The sequence below is a fragment of the Arenimonas sp. genome (genome assembly GCF_044353605.1).
In the GTDB taxonomy this organism is placed as follows: Bacteria; Pseudomonadota; Gammaproteobacteria; order Xanthomonadales; family Xanthomonadaceae; genus Arenimonas.
In genome coordinates, this window is record NZ_JBILBO010000002.1 from 180,836 (window position 1) to 199,808 (window position 18,973).

The 18,973-nt window shown below is 58.5% G+C and carries 16 protein-coding genes and 2 tRNA genes; 16 read left to right on the forward strand and 2 right to left on the reverse strand.

All coding sequences use genetic code 11. The features are described 5' to 3' along the window. Nucleotide 1 precedes the first annotated feature (1 nt). The 13 genes from ACIQ1A_RS02165 to ACIQ1A_RS02225 all read left to right on the forward strand — a co-directional run bounded on the left by ACIQ1A_RS02165 (nt 2) and on the right by ACIQ1A_RS02225 (nt 9,589). Nucleotides 2–1,888: a potassium transporter Kup gene (locus tag ACIQ1A_RS02165; protein ID WP_395769438.1), complete on the forward strand. Its 1,887-nt coding sequence runs from the start codon at nt 2–4 to the stop codon at nt 1,886–1,888. A gap of 37 nt (nt 1,889–1,925) precedes the next feature. After that, nucleotides 1,926–2,954 carry a Holliday junction branch migration DNA helicase RuvB gene (gene ruvB / locus ACIQ1A_RS02170; protein ID WP_395769439.1) on the forward strand — a complete coding sequence of 343 codons (1,029 nt, stop codon included), beginning with the start codon at nt 1,926–1,928 and terminating at the stop codon, nt 2,952–2,954. Continuing rightward, the gene (ybgC, locus tag ACIQ1A_RS02175; protein WP_395769440.1) at nt 2,951–3,361 is read left to right on the forward strand and encodes a tol-pal system-associated acyl-CoA thioesterase; all 411 of its coding nucleotides are present in this window, start codon (nt 2,951–2,953) and stop codon (nt 3,359–3,361) included. Before ruvB ends, ybgC begins: the two co-directional genes overlap by 4 nt. Beyond that, nucleotides 3,358–4,101 (forward strand): protein TolQ, encoded by a 744-nt coding sequence (gene tolQ, locus ACIQ1A_RS02180; RefSeq protein ID WP_395769441.1) that lies wholly within the window; start codon nt 3,358–3,360, stop codon nt 4,099–4,101. The genes ybgC and tolQ overlap by 4 nt, the downstream gene beginning before the upstream one ends. A gap of 11 nt (nt 4,102–4,112) precedes the next feature. After that, entirely contained in the window at nt 4,113–4,547 is a 435-nt protein-coding gene (tolR, locus tag ACIQ1A_RS02185) for a protein TolR (RefSeq protein WP_395769442.1), read from the forward strand. Between the two features lie 3 nt (nt 4,548–4,550). Next, entirely contained in the window at nt 4,551–5,435 is an 885-nt protein-coding gene (locus tag ACIQ1A_RS02190) for a hypothetical protein (protein ID WP_395769443.1), read from the forward strand. Further along, on the forward strand, nt 5,432–6,736 hold the full coding sequence (gene tolB / locus ACIQ1A_RS02195; RefSeq protein ID WP_395769444.1) for a Tol-Pal system beta propeller repeat protein TolB: 1,305 nt from the start codon (nt 5,432–5,434) through the stop codon (nt 6,734–6,736). Before ACIQ1A_RS02190 ends, tolB begins: the two co-directional genes overlap by 4 nt. A 38-nt stretch (nt 6,737–6,774) precedes the next feature. Then, a complete protein-coding gene (pal, locus tag ACIQ1A_RS02200; RefSeq protein WP_395769445.1) occupies nt 6,775–7,305 on the forward strand; it encodes a peptidoglycan-associated lipoprotein Pal in 531 nt (176 codons plus the stop codon). 3 nt (nt 7,306–7,308) lie between these two features. Continuing rightward, nucleotides 7,309–8,061 carry a tol-pal system protein YbgF gene (gene ybgF, locus ACIQ1A_RS02205; RefSeq protein ID WP_395769446.1) on the forward strand — a complete coding sequence of 251 codons (753 nt, stop codon included), beginning with the start codon at nt 7,309–7,311 and terminating at the stop codon, nt 8,059–8,061. Then, on the forward strand, nt 8,051–8,719 hold the full coding sequence (gene queE, locus ACIQ1A_RS02210) for a 7-carboxy-7-deazaguanine synthase QueE (RefSeq protein WP_395769447.1): 669 nt from the start codon (nt 8,051–8,053) through the stop codon (nt 8,717–8,719). Before ybgF ends, queE begins: the two co-directional genes overlap by 11 nt. After that, the gene (queC, locus tag ACIQ1A_RS02215) at nt 8,716–9,387 is read left to right on the forward strand and encodes a 7-cyano-7-deazaguanine synthase QueC (protein WP_395769448.1); all 672 of its coding nucleotides are present in this window, start codon (nt 8,716–8,718) and stop codon (nt 9,385–9,387) included. The genes queE and queC overlap by 4 nt, the downstream gene beginning before the upstream one ends. 33 nt (nt 9,388–9,420) lie before the next feature. Next, nucleotides 9,421–9,496 (forward strand) — tRNA-Lys (locus tag ACIQ1A_RS02220). A gap of 17 nt (nt 9,497–9,513) precedes the next feature. Further along, nucleotides 9,514–9,589 (forward strand) — tRNA-Lys (locus tag ACIQ1A_RS02225). Between the two features lie 215 nt (nt 9,590–9,804). On the opposite strand, the gene ACIQ1A_RS02230 is transcribed toward ACIQ1A_RS02225, so the two are convergent. After that, a complete protein-coding gene (locus ACIQ1A_RS02230; RefSeq protein ID WP_395769449.1) occupies nt 9,805–10,272 on the reverse strand; it encodes a Dps family protein in 468 nt (155 codons plus the stop codon). Nucleotides 10,273–10,432: 160 nt separating this feature from the next. Here ACIQ1A_RS02230 and ACIQ1A_RS02235 point away from each other — a divergent pair, with 160 nt between their 5' ends. Continuing rightward, nucleotides 10,433–12,364: a prolyl oligopeptidase family serine peptidase gene (locus tag ACIQ1A_RS02235; protein ID WP_395769450.1), complete on the forward strand. Its 1,932-nt coding sequence runs from the start codon at nt 10,433–10,435 to the stop codon at nt 12,362–12,364. 57 nt (nt 12,365–12,421) lie between these two features. Next, nucleotides 12,422–16,321 carry an ATP-dependent RNA helicase HrpA gene (gene hrpA, locus ACIQ1A_RS02240; protein WP_395769451.1) on the forward strand — a complete coding sequence of 1,300 codons (3,900 nt, stop codon included), beginning with the start codon at nt 12,422–12,424 and terminating at the stop codon, nt 16,319–16,321. On the opposite strand, the gene ACIQ1A_RS02245 is transcribed toward hrpA, so the two are convergent. Beyond that, nucleotides 16,314–16,772 (reverse strand): hypothetical protein, encoded by a 459-nt coding sequence (locus ACIQ1A_RS02245; protein ID WP_395769452.1) that lies wholly within the window; start codon nt 16,770–16,772, stop codon nt 16,314–16,316. The genes hrpA and ACIQ1A_RS02245 overlap by 8 nt on opposite strands. Before the next feature lie 51 nt (nt 16,773–16,823). On the opposite strand from ACIQ1A_RS02245, the gene ACIQ1A_RS02250 reads away from it, so the two are divergent. Continuing rightward, nucleotides 16,824–18,932 carry a bifunctional (p)ppGpp synthetase/guanosine-3',5'-bis(diphosphate) 3'-pyrophosphohydrolase gene (locus ACIQ1A_RS02250; protein ID WP_395769453.1) on the forward strand — a complete coding sequence of 703 codons (2,109 nt, stop codon included), beginning with the start codon at nt 16,824–16,826 and terminating at the stop codon, nt 18,930–18,932. Nucleotides 18,933–18,973 lie beyond the last annotated feature (41 nt).

Below are 18,973 nucleotides of genomic sequence, written 5' to 3' on the forward strand. Positions count from 1 at the left end.
TATGTCCAGCGATGTCCATTCGCATGAAAAAGCCTCGAAGACCGCATTGATGGTCGGTGCCGTCGGCGTGGTATTCGGCGACATCGGCACCAGTCCGCTGTATACCTTGAGAGAAGCGTTCGGCGAACACTACGGCTTGGCCGCCAATCAAGCCAATGTGCTGGGCATTCTGTCTTTGGTGTTCTGGGCCATGTTGCTGGTGGTTACGTTGAAGTACGTGATGATCATCACCCGCGCCGACAACCGCGGCGAGGGCGGTATTCTGTCGTTGATGACGGTGGTGACGCGCGCATTGCCCATAGCATCGCCACTGACATACAGCATCGGCATTCTGGGCGTTTTGGGCACCGCATTTTTCTTCGGTGATGCCGTGATTACCCCGGCGATGACGGTGCTATCAGCGGTTGAAGGCATGAAAGTGATTGCGCCAGGGCTGGAGGCTTACGTCATACCGGCGGCCTTGGTGATTTTGGTCATATTATTTTCATGCCAGCGTTTCGGTACTGAAAAAGTCGGCCGTATTTTCGGCCCTGTCATGCTGGTTTGGTTTTTTAGCATCGCCTTGTTGGGCCTGCTGCAGATTGTGAAAAATCCCGGTATTCTGCTGGCGCTTAACCCCCTGTACGGCATCAGTTTCTTTATTGAAAATGGCGTAGGCGCCTGGTTGCTTTTGGGTGCAGTGGTGCTGTGCGTGACCGGCGGCGAAGCCCTGTATGCCGATATGGGCCATTTTGGCCGAATGCCGATCCGCAACGCCTGGATGGCGGTGGTGTTGCCTTCTTTGGTGCTGAATTACTTCGGCCAGGGCGCCCTGATTCTGGAAAATCCAGCCGCGACCAGCAACCCGTTCTTCAGCATGGTGCCCGCGCCACTGCTGATTCCGATGATTGTGCTGGCCACCTTGGCCGCTGTCATTGCCTCGCAGGCCGTTATTTCCGGGGCATTCTCGTTGGCCCGGCAGGCGATCCAGCTGGGGTATTTGCCGCGCCTGCAGTTGAAACACACCTCGGCGCATACCATCGGCCAAATATACGTGCCTTGGGTCAATTACATCCTGTTCTTTACCGTCATCATGCTGGTCATCGGCTTCCAGGATTCCTCGTCCATGGCTGCCGCTTATGGCGTATCGGTGACCGGCAGCATGTTGATCGACACCATCCTGATGATCATTCTGGCATCCCAGGGCTGGCGTTTGAAAACACCGGTGATCTGGTTCTTTGGTCTCAGCTTTCTGATCATCGACATCGCATTGTTTTCTGCCAATGCCATCAAGTTCCTGCATGGCGCCTGGGTTCCGGTCCTGCTCGGCCTGATTGTATTCACGATCATGCGCACCTGGCGCCATGGCCGCGATCTGGTGCGTGGACAAATCAACCGCGAGAGTCTGCGCATCGAGCACTTCATCAAGAGCGTGCAGGTCGACCCGCCAGTCAGGGTTCCGGGGACGGCCATCTTCATGACTCCGTCCAACGATTACCTGCCGCCATCGCTGTTGCATAACTTGAAACATAATAAAGTGCTGCACAGCCAGAATATTCTGCTGAGCGTCGAGACCTTGAGTGTGCCGCGCGCCGAAAAGGAAGAGCGTTATTCGATGCTTGACCTGGGTTCTGGCTTCTACCGGCTCAACTTCCGCTATGGCTACATGGAAGACCCTGATGTTCCAAAGACCCTGGCGCTGATGAAAGAGGCTGGTCTGGTTCTGGATCCGATGGACACCACCTATTTCGCCAGCCGCGAAGCGCTGATTGCCAAAGATGACCAAGACATGGCGCTGTGGCGTGACAAACTGTTCCTGTTCATGTCCCGCAATGCCACGCCGGCCACCGAATTCTTCGGCATTCCGGGTGAACGGCTGGTGGAGCTGGGCACGAAAGTGGTAATTTAGGTGCTGGAATCGGGTTTCACGGAAAAGGTTGTCGTCAATGGATGAAATGCGCGTAGTCAGCGGTGCCGCGAACCGGGAAGATGAGCTGATCGAAGCCAGCATCCGCCCGAAGAAGCTGGACGAATATCTCGGCCAGACGGCCGTGCGCGAGCAAATGAGCATCTATATCGAAGCGGCGCGCCGGCGCAGCGAGGCGCTCGATCATGTATTGATTTTTGGCCCTCCCGGGCTTGGTAAAACCACGCTCAGTCATGTCATCGCCAATGAAATGGGCGTTTCCGTGCGACAGACTTCCGGCCCGGTCATTGAGCGCGCCGGTGATTTGGCCGCGATCCTGACCAACCTCCAGCCGAATGACGTGCTGTTCATCGATGAAATCCACCGGTTGTCGCCGGTTATCGAGGAAGTGCTGTATCCGGCGATGGAGGATTTCCAGATCGACATCATGATCGGTGAGGGTCCGGCCGCACGCTCGATCAAACTCGACCTGCCGCCGTTCACCCTGATCGGCGCCACCACCCGTGCCGGATTGTTGACCGGTCCCTTGCGCGACCGTTTCGGTATCGTGCAGCGGCTGGAGTTCTATTCGGTCGAAGAGCTCTGCCGCATCGTCACGCGCTCGGCCGGCATCCTTTCGATTGCCTGCGATGAAGGCGGCGCCCGCGAAATTGCCTGCCGTTCACGCGGTACGCCGCGAATCGCCAACCGTCTGTTGCGCCGGGTACGAGATTACGCGCAGGTGAAAGGCGACGGCCGCATCGATGCCGAACTGGCGGTGGCTGCGATGGCCATGCTGAAAGTGGATCCGGAGGGTTTCGATGATTCCGACCGCCGGCTTCTCAAGATGATCATGGAAAACTTCGACGGCGGCCCGGTCGGCGTGGAATCACTGGCAGCGGCGCTCAGCGAAGAGCGCGGCACCCTTGAGGACGTGGTCGAACCGTTCCTGATCCAGCAGGGCTTTATCATGCGCACGGCGCGCGGGCGCATGGCGACCGCCAAAGCCTACCGCCATTTCGGCTTGAGCATGCCCGGCGGAAAAGCCGATCCGGATCTGTTCTCGTGAGCGCATTCGAGTGGCCGGTACGTGTGTACTGGGAGGATACCGATGCCGGTGGCGTGGTGTACCACGCCCGTTACCTGCATTTTCTCGAACGTGCACGCACTGAATGGCTGCGCAGCTGCGGTTATGAACAGGGTCATATGAGCGAGACCACCGATATGGTTTTTGCTGTACGGAATATGAATATCGATTTCCTGCTACCGGCCAAATTGGATGATTTGTTGAACGTACGCATTACACTTTCGGAATGCCGTCGTGCCAGCTTCACCGTACAGCACGGCCTGTGGCGTGACGAGACGCTCCTGCTCACCGGAAGCGCGCAGATCGCCTGCCTGTCGGCATCCCGATTCAAACCCAGAGGCATTCCAGAGCCTCTGCTCAGCCTGATACAAGACGGAGTTCGTGCATGAGTCCAGCAATCCAGATCCTTACCGCCACTGCCCAGAGCGTCGCCATGGATACCGAAGCCGGTGGACTCAATTACCTGCAGCTGATCTTGCATGCCAGTCTTCCGGTGCAGATCGTGATGCTGCTGCTGGTTGCCGCTTCGGTACTCAGCTGGTTCATCATCTTCGGCAAATCACGTGTGTTCCGCGCCGCCACACTGGAAGCCAATCATTTCGAGGACCGGTTCTGGTCCGGCACCGATCTGAACCAGCTTTACCGTGAAGCCACCGACCAAAGCCGCGGCGTTTCCGGTCTGGAAGCTATTTTTGAAGCGGGTTACCGTGAGTTCCTGCGTCTGCGCCTGCAGCAGGTGTCGGTCGATGCCAGAACCCAGGTCGAGGGCGCCCAGCGCGCGATGCGCGCCACCCTGGCCCGTGAAGTGGATGCGCTCGAGCACAATCTCGAGCTGCTGGCCAATGTCGGTTCGACCGCCCCGTATGTTGGCCTGGTCGGCACGGTGTTCGGCATCATGGTGTCCTTCCATGGTTTGGCCAACAACAAACAGGCCACCATCGCCTCGGTGGCCCCGGGCATTTCCGAAGCCCTCATCGCGACCGCCATGGGATTGTTCGCCGCGATTCCAGCCGTGTGGGCCTATAACCGCTATTCCTCGCGATCCGAACGCATTTCGGTACGTTATGAGAGTTTTGCCGAGGAGTTCTCGTCCATTCTGCAGCGCCAGACCAATCCCGATCGCCCCTGAGGATTGAGCCGATGAGTAACGCCAGCTTCGCCCGCAGACACAAGAAGCGAAAACTGAAATCCGAAATCAACGTCGTGCCTTACATCGACGTGATGCTGGTACTGTTGATCATCTTCATGGTGACGGCGCCGTTATTGAATCTCGGCGTTGATATCGACCTGCCGAAGTCGAACGCCAAATCCATCGAACAGAAAAAAGAACCGATTGTGGTCGTGGTTGATGCCGCCGGCAGCTACACCCTGAAGATGCAGGACATACCGCAGCAGAAAGTCGATGCTGCGGTACTGACTGCGAAAGTCTCGGCTTTCGTCAAGAACAATCCGGATGTTGCGGTGTTCGTCGCCGGCGACCGTACGGCAAGTTACGACACGGTCTACCAGGCCATGGTGCTGTTGCAGCAGGCCGGTGTCGAAAAGGTCGGCCTGATGAGCAACTCGGCCGACTGAACAATGGCGCAGATTCCCGAGCAGAACTGGCAGGCATGGGTTTATACGTTGGCGTTGCATGGCGCCTTCATCGCACTGGTCTGGCTGGCATCGGTTTGGGTGTTTCCGCAGACTGAGCAAGCAAGCCAAGGCGAGCCGGTCGCGGCCACTCTGTCGATTTCCGCCGAGGACATGGCGCGTGCGAAAGAATCCATCCGCGCCGCAGAGCTGGCCAGTGCCAGTCAGCGGCAGCCGAAACCGGAGCCGCGTCCGCAGACCAGTACCGAGGTATTGCAGGAAACGGCACAGGACTGGGTCGACCAGCCCGATCAAACGGTTCAGGAAGAAATCAACCGGAATGCCATGCAGCCCAGCGACGCCGCCGAAGAACAAAAGTTGAAGCAGAAGCAGGGTCAAGTGGAGTTGACTGATGACATCAAGAAGGATGTCGCCGAGGAAAACCGGCAACGTCTGATCAAACAGCAATTGGCCGACGTGAAGCGCCAGCGGGCAATGTTGCAGGAAGCAATCGAAGCCCAGAAACTGGATGCGCTGGCTGCCGGCACCGGCGCACAGGCTGCCGGAAAAGCGCCCGAGCGGACATCCGGCGGCGGCGGTAACGCCAGTTCGGCCACCGCCAAATATCTTGCCGCCATCAACGCTACTGCCCGCGCCAATTGGAACACCGTTCAGATTCCAGAGCAGACCCGCTGTCAGGTCGAGTTCACCCAAATACGTGGCGGTGAGGTGATCGACGTTGCTTTCCGCAGCTGTGCCTTGGATGACAAGGGCCGCGACTCCATCGAGCGCGCCCTGTCCAAGACCCCGATGCCCTACGCTGGCTTTGAAAGCGTATTTCAGCGTAAAGTAAGCCTAACTTTCTGTTATCCCGATGAGGTCTGCAAATGAGAAAAATCCTGATGACCTTCCTGCTGGCCTGGCTGCCGTTGCAAGCGATGGCACAGGCACTGGATGCGGGCGTGGTGGTCGGCAACGAAGCGGCGCTGTCCATCGCCATCGTGCCGATGCCCTATCAGGGTGCGCGTACCGCGCCGGCTCATGATGTCGCCAAAGTCATCCGTGACGATCTCAACCAGTCCGGACAGTTCAAGTCGCTGGATGAAGCGGCCATTACCGATAAACCCATCCGAGGCGTCGATGTCCGCTTCGCCGACTGGAAAAAGTTGAAGCAGGACTTTTTGGTGGTTGGCCGCATCGTTGACGGCGCCGATGGTAATTTCAGCATCCAGTATGAATTGATGGATGTTGCCAAGCAGCAGTCCTTGCTGTCGCTGAGCATGCCCGCCCGCGCCAGTAACGTGCGCCGGGCCGCGCATCAGGTTGCCGATCAGATTTATGAAAAAATTCTCGGCATCCGTGGCGCTTTCGACACCCGCATCGCTTACGTCACTGCCACCGGTCTCGGCCAAGGTATCGAGTACCGCCTGATGGTGGCGGACTCCGACGGCTTCAATCCGCAGACCCTGGTGCGCTCACGTGAACCCTTGCTGTCGCCGGCCTGGAGTCCGGATGGCAAGCGCATCGCCTATGTCAGCTTCCAAAAAGGCAGCTCGGCGGTCTACATCGTCGAACTTGCCACCGGCGTTGGTGCCACCGATCCGGTTTCCAGCGCCAAGGGCATCAATGGTGCTCCGGCGTTCTCGCCGGACGGAACCAAACTGGCGCTGACTCTGTCGAAATCCGGCAATCCGGAAATCTACACCATGGACATCGCCACCCGTACGCTCAAGCAGGTCACCAATCACTTTGGCATCGACACCGAAGCGGTCTGGATGCCGGATGGCCAATCGCTGCTGTTTACTTCCGACCGCGGCGGCAAGCCGCAGATCTATCAAGTCGCTGCCAGCGGTGGTGAAGCCAAGCGCGTCAGTTTCACCGGGGAGTACAATGCCCGTGCCACCGTCTCGTTCGACGGCAAGAAAATCGCCATGGCCCAAGGCGCCGGCAATGTTTACCGGATTGCCGTGCTGGATCGCAGTTTCGGCGGCAGCGGACGCTGGCAGACCATTTCTCCGGGAAATCTGGATGAATCGCCCAGTTTCGCGCCGAATGCCAGCATGATTCTGTACGCCACCAAACAGGGCCGTCGTGGCGTGCTGTATGCGGTTTCCGCCGACGGTCGCGTACGGCAACGCTTAGTTCTGTCCGACGGCGATGTCCGTGAGCCGGCCTGGTCGCCTTACCGTTGAACCCTTCCCCTTTTAATCCGTGCCAACCCGAGGTTCCCATGAAAACACAACTTAAAATCGCCCTTCTGCTGACAGTCGTGTTGTTGTCGGCCTGTAACAAAAAAGTCAAGGAAGAAGCCGTCGATCCGAACGCCGGAAGCAACACTTCCGGACAAGCCAATACCGGCGATCAAGGCAACGCCATCGTCGAAGAAGGTGCATTCGGCCCTAACGATCTGGATAGTAATACCTGTCTGCGCCAGCGTGTGGTGTATTTCGATTACGACCAGGACATGCTGAAGCCGGAATACCAAGCTATTGTCGCCTGTCATGCCAAATATCTGCGCGACCGTCCTTCGGCCCGCATGCGTTTGGAAGGGCATGCCGATGAACGCGGTACCCGTGAATACAACATGGCGCTGGGTGAACGCCGTGGCAACGGCGTCAACGCCGCGTTCAGCGCCAATGCCGCCGATACCGGCCGTATTGAAGTGGTCAGCTCCGGTGAAGAGCGTCCGGTCTGTCTCGACAGCGACGAATCCTGCTGGTCGCAGAATCGCCGCGTAGAAATCAGCTACAGCGTGAAGTAAGACATGCGCCTGTCTTTCGGAACCCTGTTGCTATTGTTGGCCGCTCTGCCGGTGCAGGCGCAGCGCGCCAGTCTGGCCGACCGTGTTTCGGCACTGGAAAGCCAGGCGGCGACGCAGACTCAGGGTACCGGCCAGGCCAATATGGAGTTGCTCAACCGCACCACGCAGATGCAGGATGAAATCCGCGCACTGCGTGCCATCATCGAGCAGCTGCAGAATGATCTGGAACAGGCGCGTCAGCGCAACCGCGAACAATACATCGATATGGATTCTCGGGTCAGTGCCTTGGAGGGCGGGAGTGCCAAACCGGTCACGGTTGCGCCTGTTCCGGTTAAACCGACGTCACCTGCCAAGCCGGTGCCGGCAGCAGCCGGCGAGAATGCCGCCTACCAGACCGCCTACAACAGCCTGATCAAGCAAGGCGATGCGGTTGCCGCCGCGGGACAGTTCCAGAGTTTTCTGCAGAGTTACCCGGATAGCCGTCTGGCCCCGAACGCATGGTATTGGTTGGGTGAGAGCTACTATGCGACGGCCAGTTACGAGTTGGCGCTGAAGAGCTTCGGTATCCTGCTCGAGCGGTTCCCCGATTCCGGCAAGACGCCGGACGCCATGCTGAAATCGGCCTATTGCCAATTGGAGCTGAAAAACACCGCGCAAGGCAAGCAACAGCTGGAACGGGTGATTGCGCTGTATCCGGAACATCCGGTGGCCGAACTGGCGCGCAGTCGCCTGCGTGGGTTGAGTCTTGGCCAGTGAGTCCGTGGCCGGTATTGCACCGCGGCTGAAGCTCACTGAGATCTTCCTGTCCTTGCAGGGAGAGGCCCGCAGTGCCGGGCTGCCGACAGTGTTCGTCCGTTTGACCGGCTGCCCATTGCGCTGCACCTACTGCGATACCGCCTATGCCTTTCATGGTGGCGATTGGTCGGAAATTCCCGATATCGTTGCCCGTGTTGCCGCGTACGGCGTGCCCAATGTCTGCGTGACCGGCGGCGAACCGCTGGCCCAGAAACGCTGCATCCTGCTTTTGGATGCATTGGTATCCGCCGGATTTTCGGTATCGCTGGAAACCTCCGGTGCCATCGACATCAGTCCGGTCGATACCCGTGTATCCCGCGTGGTCGATATCAAAACCCCGGATTCCGGCGAATGCGCGCAGAACTTGTGGAGTAATCTCGCCCAACTGACCCCTCATGACCAGCTCAAGTTTGTGATCTGTTCACATGCCGATTACGAATGGGCCAAAGCCGAGCTGCACACGCGCCAGTTGAATGCACATTGCGAGGTATTGTTTTCGCCCAGTTACACCCAGGTTACACCGCGGCAATTGGCCGACTGGATTGTTGCCGACCGCCTACCGGTGCGTTTCCAGATGCAATTGCACAAACAGTTGTGGGGCGAGGAGCAGGGGCGATGAAAAAGGCGGTGGTGCTGGTTTCCGGCGGCATGGATTCGGCGGTCACGCTGGCCATTGCGCGTACCGAAGGCTTCGAATGTTTTGCCTTGAGCGTCAATTACGGCCAGCGACACGAATCGGAACTGCAGGCCGCGGATCGCGTCTGCGCCATGCTCGGTGCCGCTGCGCACAAGGAAGTCCGGGTCGATCTGCGCAGCTTCGGCGGATCGGCACTCACCGCCGATATCGCGGTTCCAGAGTTGCCAACCAGTGGCATTCCGGTGACGTACGTGCCGGCCCGCAATACCATCATGCTGTCGGTGGCGCTGTCTTGGGCCGAGGTACTCGGTGCCCAGGATGTCTTCTGCGGCGTCAATGCCGTGGACTATTCGGGCTACCCCGACTGCCGCCCCGAATACATCAAGGCCTTCGAGCTCATGGCCAATCTGGCCACCCAAGCTGGCGTCGAGGGCAATGCCCTGCGCATCCGTACCCCCATCATCGCCCTGAGCAAGGCCGATATCGTGCGGGAAGGGCTTCGATTGGGTGTGGACTTCGCCCAGACCGTGTCCTGCTATCAGGCCGATGCCGCCGGCTTGGCCTGCGGGAAATGCGATGCCTGCAGGCTTCGGGCCGATGGATTTCGGAGTGCCGGTGTTCCGGATAGCACCCGGTATGTGGCACATTGAAACCATTTTAGTTATAATGAGCGTCCGTTCGATGGGTCGTTAGCTCAGTCGGTAGAGCAGAAGACTTTTAATCTTTTGGTCGAAGGTTCGAATCCTTCACGACCCACCATTTCGGACGACGCTGACGGGTCGTTAGCTCAGCTGGTAGAGCAGAAGACTCTTAATCTTTTGGTCGAAGGTTCGAATCCTTCACGACCCACCAGGGATGACCCGGCCGATGGCCGGGTTTTCAGTTTATGGGCAATGCGCTGTATTCAAGCCACGCCGCCGCCATCATTTCATCCAGGATTTGGTGCAATACATCGCCGATTTCGGCGTGCTCATGTTAGCCTTCCCCGTCGAATTCCGTGACCAGATCCAGTGCGTCGGAGAGGGCATAGAAGACCTGCCGCAGGTCAGCACTCACCGCCATGACACTTACTTCAGTAATGAGCGCAGCATCCAGGCGGTTTTTTCATGGGCCTGCATGCGGGTTGTGGCCAAATCAGCGGTCGGCTGGTCGTTGGCCTCGTCGGCACGTCGGAATGCCTCGCGGGCGGTTTTGGCGCAGATTTCATGACCCTCAACCAGTTGGGTGACCATACCCTTCCAGTCTGGGATGCCGGTTTCTTCCTTGATACTGGAGAGCTTGGCATATTGGGCGCCCGAACCGGGGGCAAAATGATCCAGAGCGCGGATGCGCTCGGCGATTTCATCCAAGGACAGCCAGAGTTCGTTGTATTGGGCCATGAACATGGTATGCAGCGTGTTGAACATGCTGCCGGTCACATTCCAATGGAAATTATGGGTTTTCAGGTAAAGAGTGTAGGTATCCGCTAGTAGATGCGACAACCCTTGGGCGATATGCTTACGGTCCTTGGCAGATATTCCGATATCAATCTTCATGACGGACTCCATTAGCTACGGGTGATATGAACAGTGTATGCCGATGTCCATGCCATGTGAAGTTGTCTGTGCCTATGGCGCCGATAGTTGCCGAAAATGTTGTTTTTGCCCTAAATTGCCTTTAAAGTAGTGTCTCTAACTGGTTTTCAGGGAAATTACTATGGGATTCAAACGCTTTTTGCTGGCTTTACTGATGCTTGCCGCGGCGCAACCGGTGCTGTCGCAGCCCATTCCGGTCGAGGATTTCTGGAAGCGCTCGAGTTTCAGTCAAGTCAAGATTTCCCCAGATGGCCGTTATCTGGCCGCTACTGTGCCTTTCGAGAAATTGAGAGCTTTGGTGGTGATGGATTTGGCCACTAAACAGATTACTGGTTCGTTCAAGCCCCAAGAGAAGGCCTATATCGGTGAATTCTACTGGGTCAGCAACAAGCGCCTGCTGTTCACTTCCTCGGTCCGTGAAGGTGCCAATGCCAGTCCGTCCTGGACCGGGGCCTGGTACGCCATGAATGCCGATGGCTCGAGTATCGGTACGGCCTATGGCCGTGGCTATTTCGCGCAGATTCTCGATACGCTCAAGGACGACGACAAATTCGTGCTGGTGCAGTACGCCTCGGATACCGGATCCAGTACTTACGGTCGCATGAACGTCGAGAACGGCGATATCCGACCCACCTTCAAAAAACCGCCGACAGAAGGTTACGGCCAGTTCGTGACCGACAACGCCGCTCAGGTGCGTGGTTTCATCAAGGCCAAGTCCTACAAGGATTCGAAGGTTTATATGCGCGCCAGCGAAGAAGCCGATTGGGTGGTGATTCATGACCAGAAAGCCACGGGGCAGGATTTCGAGGCCAAGGCATTCTCCGCCGATAACCAGGTGCTGTATTACACGCTGAGCCAGGATACCGGCCCCAACGCGTTGTTCACCTACAATTTCAAGAGCGGTGAGAAAAAGCAGATTGCCCGCGACGACAATGTTGATCCTGGTGTGTTGTTGTCATCCCCGGTCGATGACAGCGTGTATGCCGTTCGTTACGAAGACGGCTTCCCGCGCTATGAGTTCATCGACAAAGCCAATCCGTTCGCCCGTAACCTGATCAAACTGCAGGCCTCCTTCCCGGACTCCGATGTCTACCCGGTATCCGCGACCAACGATGGCAACAAAATCATCTATGTGGTCGAGTCCGATACCATTGCCGGCGAGTATTATCTGTTCGATAACACCACCCAGAAAGCCGAACATTTGGTATCGCGTGCATCCTGGATCGATTCAGCCAAGCTGTCGCTGATGGAGCCGATGAAGTTTAAAACCCGTGATGGTCTCGACATCGAGGTGTTCGTGACCACCCCCAAGGGCTCATCCGGCAAGAACCTGCCGCTGATTGTGAATCCGCACGGTGGGCCGTTTGGACCCTATGACAGCTGGGGCTATAACCCGGAAGTGCAGATGCTGGCCAGTCGCGGCTATGCCGTGATGCAGGTCAATTTCCGGGGCTCCGGTAACTACGGCAAAGAGTTCCGGGAAAAGGGCTACCGCCAGTGGGGTAAGACCATGCAGGACGATCTGACCGACGCCACCCGTTGGGCAATCAGCCAGGGCATCGCCGATCCGAATCGTATCTGCATCTATGGCGCGAGTTACGGTGCCTATGCTGCGCTGATGGGTGCTGCCAAGGAGCCCGCACTTTATCGCTGCGCGGTCGGCAATGTCGGCACGTATGATCTTCCGACCCAGCTGAACTATTCCACGAACGGCGGCGGCGGCATGAATCCGGCAAAGGCGTTTTTCGGTGATGTCGCCCAGGATGACGTCGCGCAGTATTCGCCGGCCCGTCTGGCTGCCAACATCCGCATCCCGGTTATGCTGTTCGCCGGTGAAAAGGACACCACCTGTCCGCCGGAACAGACCGAGATGATGTATGCCGCGCTGCAGAAGGTCGGTACTCCGACTGAAATGAAGATTTACCCGGGCGAGGGTCACGGTAACGTGCTCAAGGAGAATCAAATCGATTACGCCAACCGCCTGCTGGCCTTCTTCGAGAAGCGCCTGAAGGAAGGGACGGTCACGGCCAGTCCGCTGAAACCGATCAAGTAATCCAAACGGCGCCGCAAGGCGCCGTTTTTCTTCAGGGCAATCCGATAAAATGGCCGGATGTCCGTATTCCCCGAAACCCTCAGCCAGGACCAAGGCCGCCTGCACCGACTGCAGGCCGCCGCCAAACGGAATGCAGCCGATGACGCAGCAACGCTGCGCTTTGCCGAAGCATTGTCCGGCAGCCAAAGCGCTTATGCTGCGCGTGCCGCTGGGGTACCCGAAGCGCGTGTCGATGAGACCCTGCCGGTCGGTCAGTATGCCGATCAGCTTCGTCAACTCATAGCCAAGTATCCGGTCGTGGTTGTGGCCGGTGAAACCGGCTCGGGCAAGACCACTCAGATCCCGAAAATCTGCCTGACTGCCGGTCGTGGCATTGCCGGCATGATCGGCTGCACCCAGCCCCGCCGCATCGCCGCACGGGCGGTGGCCAACCGCGTGGCCGAGGAACTGCAGACGGCTGTCGGCGGCGCCGTTGGTTTCCAGGTCCGCTTCAACGAGCGGGTCGGCGAGCGCACCTACTTGAAATTCATGACCGATGGCATTCTGCTGGCCGAAATCCAGAGCGATCCCTGGCTGTCGCGCTACGACACCCTGATCATCGATGAGGCGCATGAGCGTAGCCTCAATATCGACTTCCTGCTCGGTTATCTGAAGACATTGGTCGGGCGCCGGCACGATCTCAAAATCATCATCACTTCAGCCACCATCGATACGGCCCGCTTCGCCGCGCATTTTGCCGACGCGCCGGTGCTGGAAGTGGAAGGGCGCAGTCATCCGGTGGAAGTGCGTTACCGCGAATTCCAAGAGGATGCCACCGGTCCGGGGGCCGGGCGCCCGGGCCGCGAACGCGCCGAAGATCTGACCTTGCCTGAAAAAATCACCTTGACCGTGGATGAAATCACCGCGCAGGACGGGCTCGGCGACATTCTGGTATTCCTGCCGGGCGAGCGCGAAATCCGTGAAACCCATCTCGCGCTGTCGCGTCGGAAATACCGGGCCACCGAGGTGCTGCCGCTGTATGCCCGCCTCTCGGCCAAGGATCAGGACCGTGTGTTCCATCCCGACCGGGGCCGTCGCATCGTGTTGGCCACCAATGTCGCGGAAACCTCGCTCACGGTGCCGCGCATCCGCTATGTCATCGATCCGGGACTGGCGCGGGTCAAACGTTATTCTCCGCGCCAGAAGATGGACCGTTTGCAGATCGAGCCCGTATCGCAGGCTAGCGCCAACCAACGCAAGGGCCGCTGCGGCCGTATTTCGGCGGGTATTTGCTACCGGCTTTACAGCGAGTTGGATTTCAACCAGCGGCCGGAATTCACCGATCCGGAAATCCGACGCGCCTCGCTGGCGGGGGTCATTCTGCGCATGCTGCATCTGCGGCTGGGGGCGCTCGAGAAATTTCCGTTCATCGACATGCCGGACGCACGCGCCATCAACGACGGCTGGCAGAATCTCACCGAACTGGGCGCCATCGACGGCCAGCGCCAGCTCACCGCCATCGGCCGCCAGATGGCACGCCTGCCAGTGGATGTGAAACTGGCACGCATGCTGGTGGCTGCCAATGCTCATGAGGTCTTGCATGAAATGACCGTCATTGCCGCGTTCATGGGCATTCCCGATCCACGCGAACGGCCCGCCGATGCCAAAGAGGCCGCCGATAATGCCCATCGTATTTTCCAGGACACGACTTCCGAGTTTCTCGGCGTCATCAATCTCTGGCGGGCCTACCGGAAGGCGCATGAAGACCTGAGTCAGAGCCATTTGCGGAAATGGTGCGAACGGCATTTCCTATCGTATCTGCGCATGCGCGAATGGCGCGAGTTGCACCGCCAGTTGCTGATTAGCTGCCAGGAGTTGCAATGGCCGCTGACCGCGTGGGATGACATTGAATCAAAGCTCACGGTCCAGAGCAGTGATGCCAAGGCGGCCGCACAGCATTATCGTATGATTCACCGCGCGCTGCTGTCCGGATTGCCCACGCAGATCGGCCACCGTAATGACAAGGGCAGTTTCGATGCGCCGCGTCAGCGTCGATTTAACGTGTTTCCGGCATCGCCCTTGGCCAAACAGCCGCCATCCTGGTGCCTGGTCGGCAATCTGCTGGATACCCAGAAAGTCTGGGGCTTGATGGCGGCGCGTATCGAGCCCGACTGGCTGGTTGAAGAATGTCCGCATCTGCTCACGCGCACATACCATGATCCGCACTGGTCCCGCCGTCAGGGCAGGGTGGTCGGTCATTGCCAGATCAGTCTGCTTGGACTGCTGCTGGTGGCGAAAAAACCGGTGCACTACGGCAGCCTGTTTCCCGAGGAGGCGCGCGGCATTTTCATCCGACAGGCCCTGCTTACCGGAGAGATCAATACACGCTCGGGTTTTGTCTCACGCAATCTACAGACTTTGGCCAAAGCCCATGATGAGGAAGCCAAGCAGCGCCGCAGCGGTTTGGTGGTGGATGAAGATTGGCAGGCCCGCTGGTATCTGGACCGCATACCGCCGGAAATCAATTCCTCTGAAACGCTCGACAAGTGGTTTCGGGCGCTACCCGAAGCAAAGAAGCAAAGCCTGCTCTGGCAGCATGGCGACCTGATGCTGGCGGAGCAGAGCGGTGTCGCGCTGTTCCCCGAATTTTTTGTGCTCGGCAACAACCGTCTGGCATTGCATTATGCCTTCGCACCCGGCGAGGCCGAGGATGGCGTGACCCTCGATGTCCCGATACATCTGCTGAATGCCTTGGATGACGGACGTCTGAGCTGGCTGGTACCCGGACTGGTCGAGGAAAAAGCCACGGCACTGATCCGCGGACTGCCGAAAGCGCTGCGCCGTAATTACGTCCCGGCGCCCGATTTCGCACGGGCTTTCTTTCAGGCTTATCCCGCAGGCGATGCCGACGCCTTGGAAGGTGCTCTCGCACGTTTTTTGACCCGAACGACCGGAGCACCGCTGACAGCCCTGGATTTCAAAGAAGTTGTTCTGGAGGCGTACCTTCGGATCAATCTGCGTCTTGCCGACCGGCAGGGTCAGATTCTGGCGCAGTCCCGGGATCTGGATGCATTGAAAAACCGTTTCTCAGCATTGGCAGAGCAGGCATTCTCCGCGCAGGCGGGGCAGGATTTCGGCGACGAGGCGCTGGCTGCGTTCCCGGACAGAACGATTCCGTCCGAACTGGCGACGGCCGAAGGATTGACCGCCTTCCCGGCGCTGGTGCTGGAAGACGGGGCGGTGTTTTTACGGGCCGTTGCCGTCAGGTCGGAGGCGGAACGCCTGCATTCGGAGGCGGTCCGTCACCTGCTGCTGGAAAGCCTGCGCGATCAGCGCAAGTCCGCGGCCAAACAACTTCCGGTCGACCCCCGACTGGGTCTGCTGTACGCCACACTGGAATCTGCAGAACGCATGCGCGCCGACTGCGTGCAGGCCGCCTGCAATGCCCTGCTGCAGGATGATTATGCCGGCATCCGCAGCCGTGCTGATTTCGATGCTGTCGCCAAAAAGCTGGGCGCCGAACTGTTCGGACAGAGCATGACGGTGCTGACGTTGTTGCAGGACTGCATGGCCACCACCGCACGCATTCGCGCGCAGCTCAAGCCCGAGCTGATGGGCTGGGCCAGCGGCAATCTCGCCGATATCAAGGCGCATCTGGACCGCTTGGTGTTTCCGGGCTTTCTTGCCGCGCATCCGGCCGCATTGCTGAAACAGCTGCCTCGTTATCTGAAAGCTCTGCACCTGCGTGTGGAGCGGGCGCTGTTGGATCCGGTCAAAGACCAGTCGCGCCTGCTTGACGCCAAGCCTTTCAATGAGGCGGTGGTAAGGATGACACGGTCAGCGATGGATACACCGGAAGCTCAGCGTTTCCGCCAGGATGTCGAAGAACTGAATGTACAGATATTTGCGCAGGAACTGGCACTCAAGGGCGCGGTGTCGCGCAAGCATCTGGTCCGGCAGATGAGCGCGATTACTTGATGCGCCGGACCTTGACCCAGCTGTTGTAACCATCGACCTGCAACTTCCATCCGGAGATGTAGTTGTGCACCAATCGAACTTTCGGGTTGGTCAGCTTGCTGGCGAACAGTTCTCCGGGCGCGGCCTGCATCCAAACCTGGCCATTGGCCAGTGTGAATTCGGTATAGCCGCGCCAGCCTCGGAATTCGCCAACCAGGGTGCTGTTGATGTCCGAGAAATCCTCGGCCGGCTTTTCAATCTGCTTTTCAACGACCTTTTCAACCACGACGGTTTTGACGCCCGCAATCCAGTTGTCGAGTTGTTTGAGCTCGTCGGCGCTGAGCTTGTCCAGACCGGCAGCCTTGAATTGCTCCGGCCCCATCCGTTCGCGAAGCGAAGCGGCATCGGACTGCTGGGCAATGGCCTGTCCGAACGGTAAAAGAAGCAGGGTAAAAAGAAGAAAAGGTTTCATGCCGGCTCCCGGATTTTTGTCATACTGTCCTAGTGTAAAGCATTTTTCCGGATGCCCGTGCCTAAAGCCGTCCCGCCCAGCTTGAATCAACGACTTGCAGACTGGCAGCAAAAGCCTGAATTTGCGGCAGTGTCAGCGCGTGCGGCCGAACATCTGGATGCTGCCGGATTGGAGGATATGCTGGCGCTCTGGGACGTGCTGTCCGGTCTGTCCGCGGATACCGACATGCTGGTGGCGGCAGCCGTTTATCTGGCACCATCCCTGCAAACCGAGCATTTCACCCTGAAATCCGAACAGCTCCGGCTGTTGGAAGGTCTGACCGCCTCGCGCAAGGTTTGGGACATCTACCGCCAGCATGGCCGCAGCGGCAATGCCGAGGGCCTCCGCCGTCTGCTGCTCGCCATCATCTTGGATCTGCGCGTACTGATTGTTTTACTGGCCTGGCAGTTGGTGCAGATGCGTAAAGCGGTGTCCTTGCCGGAACCGGAGCGCTTGGCCTTGGCGCACCTGACTGCCGATATCCATGCGCCGCTCGCCAACCGGCTCGGCATCTGGCAATTGAAATGGGAGCTGGAGGATCTGGCGTTCCGCATCATGAAGCCGGAGCAGTATCAGGCCATTGCGCGCCAGCTGCAGGAAAAGCGCGGTCTGCGCGAACGCTACATCGGGCAGGCCACGCAACAGATCCAGGCGGCACTGGCGCAGGCCGGCATCACCGCCGATGTTGCCGGCAGACCGAAACATATCACCAGCATCTGGAAAAAGATGCAGCGTAAGAATCTGGATTTTGAAGGGCTCTACGATATCCGTGCGATCCGTGTGCTGGTCGATGATGTCGGTGCCTGCTACAGCGTGCTGGGTCTGGTGCACCAATTGTGGACGCCGATTCCCGGGGAGTTCGATGATTACATCGCGCAGCCCAAAAGCAACAATTACCAGAGTCTGCATACGGCGGTCATCGGCCCCGACGGACTCGGCCTGGAAGTGCAGATCCGGACCCGCAAAATGCATGAGCATGCCGAGATGGGCGTGGCGGCGCACTGGCGTTACAAGGAAGGCGGCAAGGCCCAGGGCGAGTTTGAAAAGAAAATCGCACAGATGCGGCAGCTGTTGGAAAACAGCAAGGGTGCCGATGAAACCGTTTTGATGGCCGGTCTGGGCACTGAGCTGGTTGAAGACCGCAAGTACCTGCTGACACCCAAAGGTGAGGTCATCGACCTGCCGACGGGGGGCACCGTACTTGATTTCGCTTATCACGTGCATACCGATGTCGGTCATCGCTGCCGTGGCGCCAAGGTCAACGGCCGGATCGTGCCGCTGGAATACCGTCCGAATTCCGGCGACCGCATTGAAATCATGACCGGAAAAACCGGTTCACCCAAACGCGATTGGCTGTTGGCATCCAACGGCTATCTGGCCAGCTCGCGTTCGCGCGACAAGGTCCGCGCGTATTTCTTCCGGCTCGACCGTCAACGCAATCTCGAAGACGGCCGCGAGATGCTGGAAAAGGAATTGCGTCGTGTCGCTTTGATGCAGGTTGATCTGAAACCGGTGCTCGACAAATTCAAACTTCCCGACCGCGATGAATTGTGCATCGCGCTGGCACTTGGCGATATCAGTCCCAGTCTGATTACCCGCGCCCTGCACGAACACCTGCAACCCGCATCCGAAGTTTTGCCTATACGGCGGGTGCCGGCACCGCGCAAGGCGACCGGACGCAGCGACATGACCGTGGAGGGTGTCGGCAATCTGCTGATGCAGCTGGCGCGCTGCTGCCAGCCGGTCCCCGGAGATGCCATTGTCGGTTATTTGACCAAAGGCAAAGGGGTCAGCATCCACCGTGCCAATTGCGCCAGCGCGGCCTATTTGATTTCGCAGCACCCGGAGCGCGAACTGCCGGTGAATTGGGGTAGCCGCGAAGACGGCCGCTACGAGGTTTCCATCCTCATCCGCGCCTATGACCGCAAATGGCTGCTGAAGGATCTGACCAATTTGATTGCGCAGGCCAACGTCAATATCGCCGGCGTCAATACCTTATCGCAGGGCGGCCCGATGGCTGAATTGAAAATGAACCTCAAGGTCGCTGATTTCGGACAGCTCAGCGCGCTTCTGGGTAAGCTGGATGCCGTGCCCGGCATACTGGAAGTCCGCCGTTTCTGAGGCGTACGCAAGCATGCGCCACCTGATAAAATGATTCGAAC

What these genes read in the sequence shown, in the direction of transcription:
- ACIQ1A_RS02245 (WP_395769452.1), bottom strand. Translation starts at nt 16,772, where the DNA reads ATGAAACCTTTTCTTCTTTTTACCCTGCTTCTTTTACCGTTCGGACAG.
- ruvB (WP_395769439.1), top strand. Translation starts at nt 1,926, where the DNA reads ATGGATGAAATGCGCGTAGTCAGCGGTGCCGCGAACCGGGAAGATGAG.
- ACIQ1A_RS02250 (WP_395769453.1), top strand. Translation starts at nt 16,824, where the DNA reads ATGCCCGTGCCTAAAGCCGTCCCGCCCAGCTTGAATCAACGACTTGCA.
- tolB (WP_395769444.1), top strand. Translation starts at nt 5,432, where the DNA reads ATGAGAAAAATCCTGATGACCTTCCTGCTGGCCTGGCTGCCGTTGCAA.
- tolR (WP_395769442.1), top strand. Translation starts at nt 4,113, where the DNA reads ATGAGTAACGCCAGCTTCGCCCGCAGACACAAGAAGCGAAAACTGAAA.
- ACIQ1A_RS02230 (WP_395769449.1), bottom strand. Translation starts at nt 10,272, where the DNA reads ATGAAGATTGATATCGGAATATCTGCCAAGGACCGTAAGCATATCGCC.
- tolQ (WP_395769441.1), top strand. Translation starts at nt 3,358, where the DNA reads ATGAGTCCAGCAATCCAGATCCTTACCGCCACTGCCCAGAGCGTCGCC.
- pal (WP_395769445.1), top strand. Translation starts at nt 6,775, where the DNA reads ATGAAAACACAACTTAAAATCGCCCTTCTGCTGACAGTCGTGTTGTTG.
- ACIQ1A_RS02165 (WP_395769438.1), top strand. Translation starts at nt 2, where the DNA reads ATGTCCAGCGATGTCCATTCGCATGAAAAAGCCTCGAAGACCGCATTG.
- queC (WP_395769448.1), top strand. Translation starts at nt 8,716, where the DNA reads ATGAAAAAGGCGGTGGTGCTGGTTTCCGGCGGCATGGATTCGGCGGTC.
- ACIQ1A_RS02235 (WP_395769450.1), top strand. Translation starts at nt 10,433, where the DNA reads ATGGGATTCAAACGCTTTTTGCTGGCTTTACTGATGCTTGCCGCGGCG.
- ACIQ1A_RS02190 (WP_395769443.1), top strand. Translation starts at nt 4,551, where the DNA reads ATGGCGCAGATTCCCGAGCAGAACTGGCAGGCATGGGTTTATACGTTG.
- hrpA (WP_395769451.1), top strand. Translation starts at nt 12,422, where the DNA reads ATGTCCGTATTCCCCGAAACCCTCAGCCAGGACCAAGGCCGCCTGCAC.
- ybgF (WP_395769446.1), top strand. Translation starts at nt 7,309, where the DNA reads ATGCGCCTGTCTTTCGGAACCCTGTTGCTATTGTTGGCCGCTCTGCCG.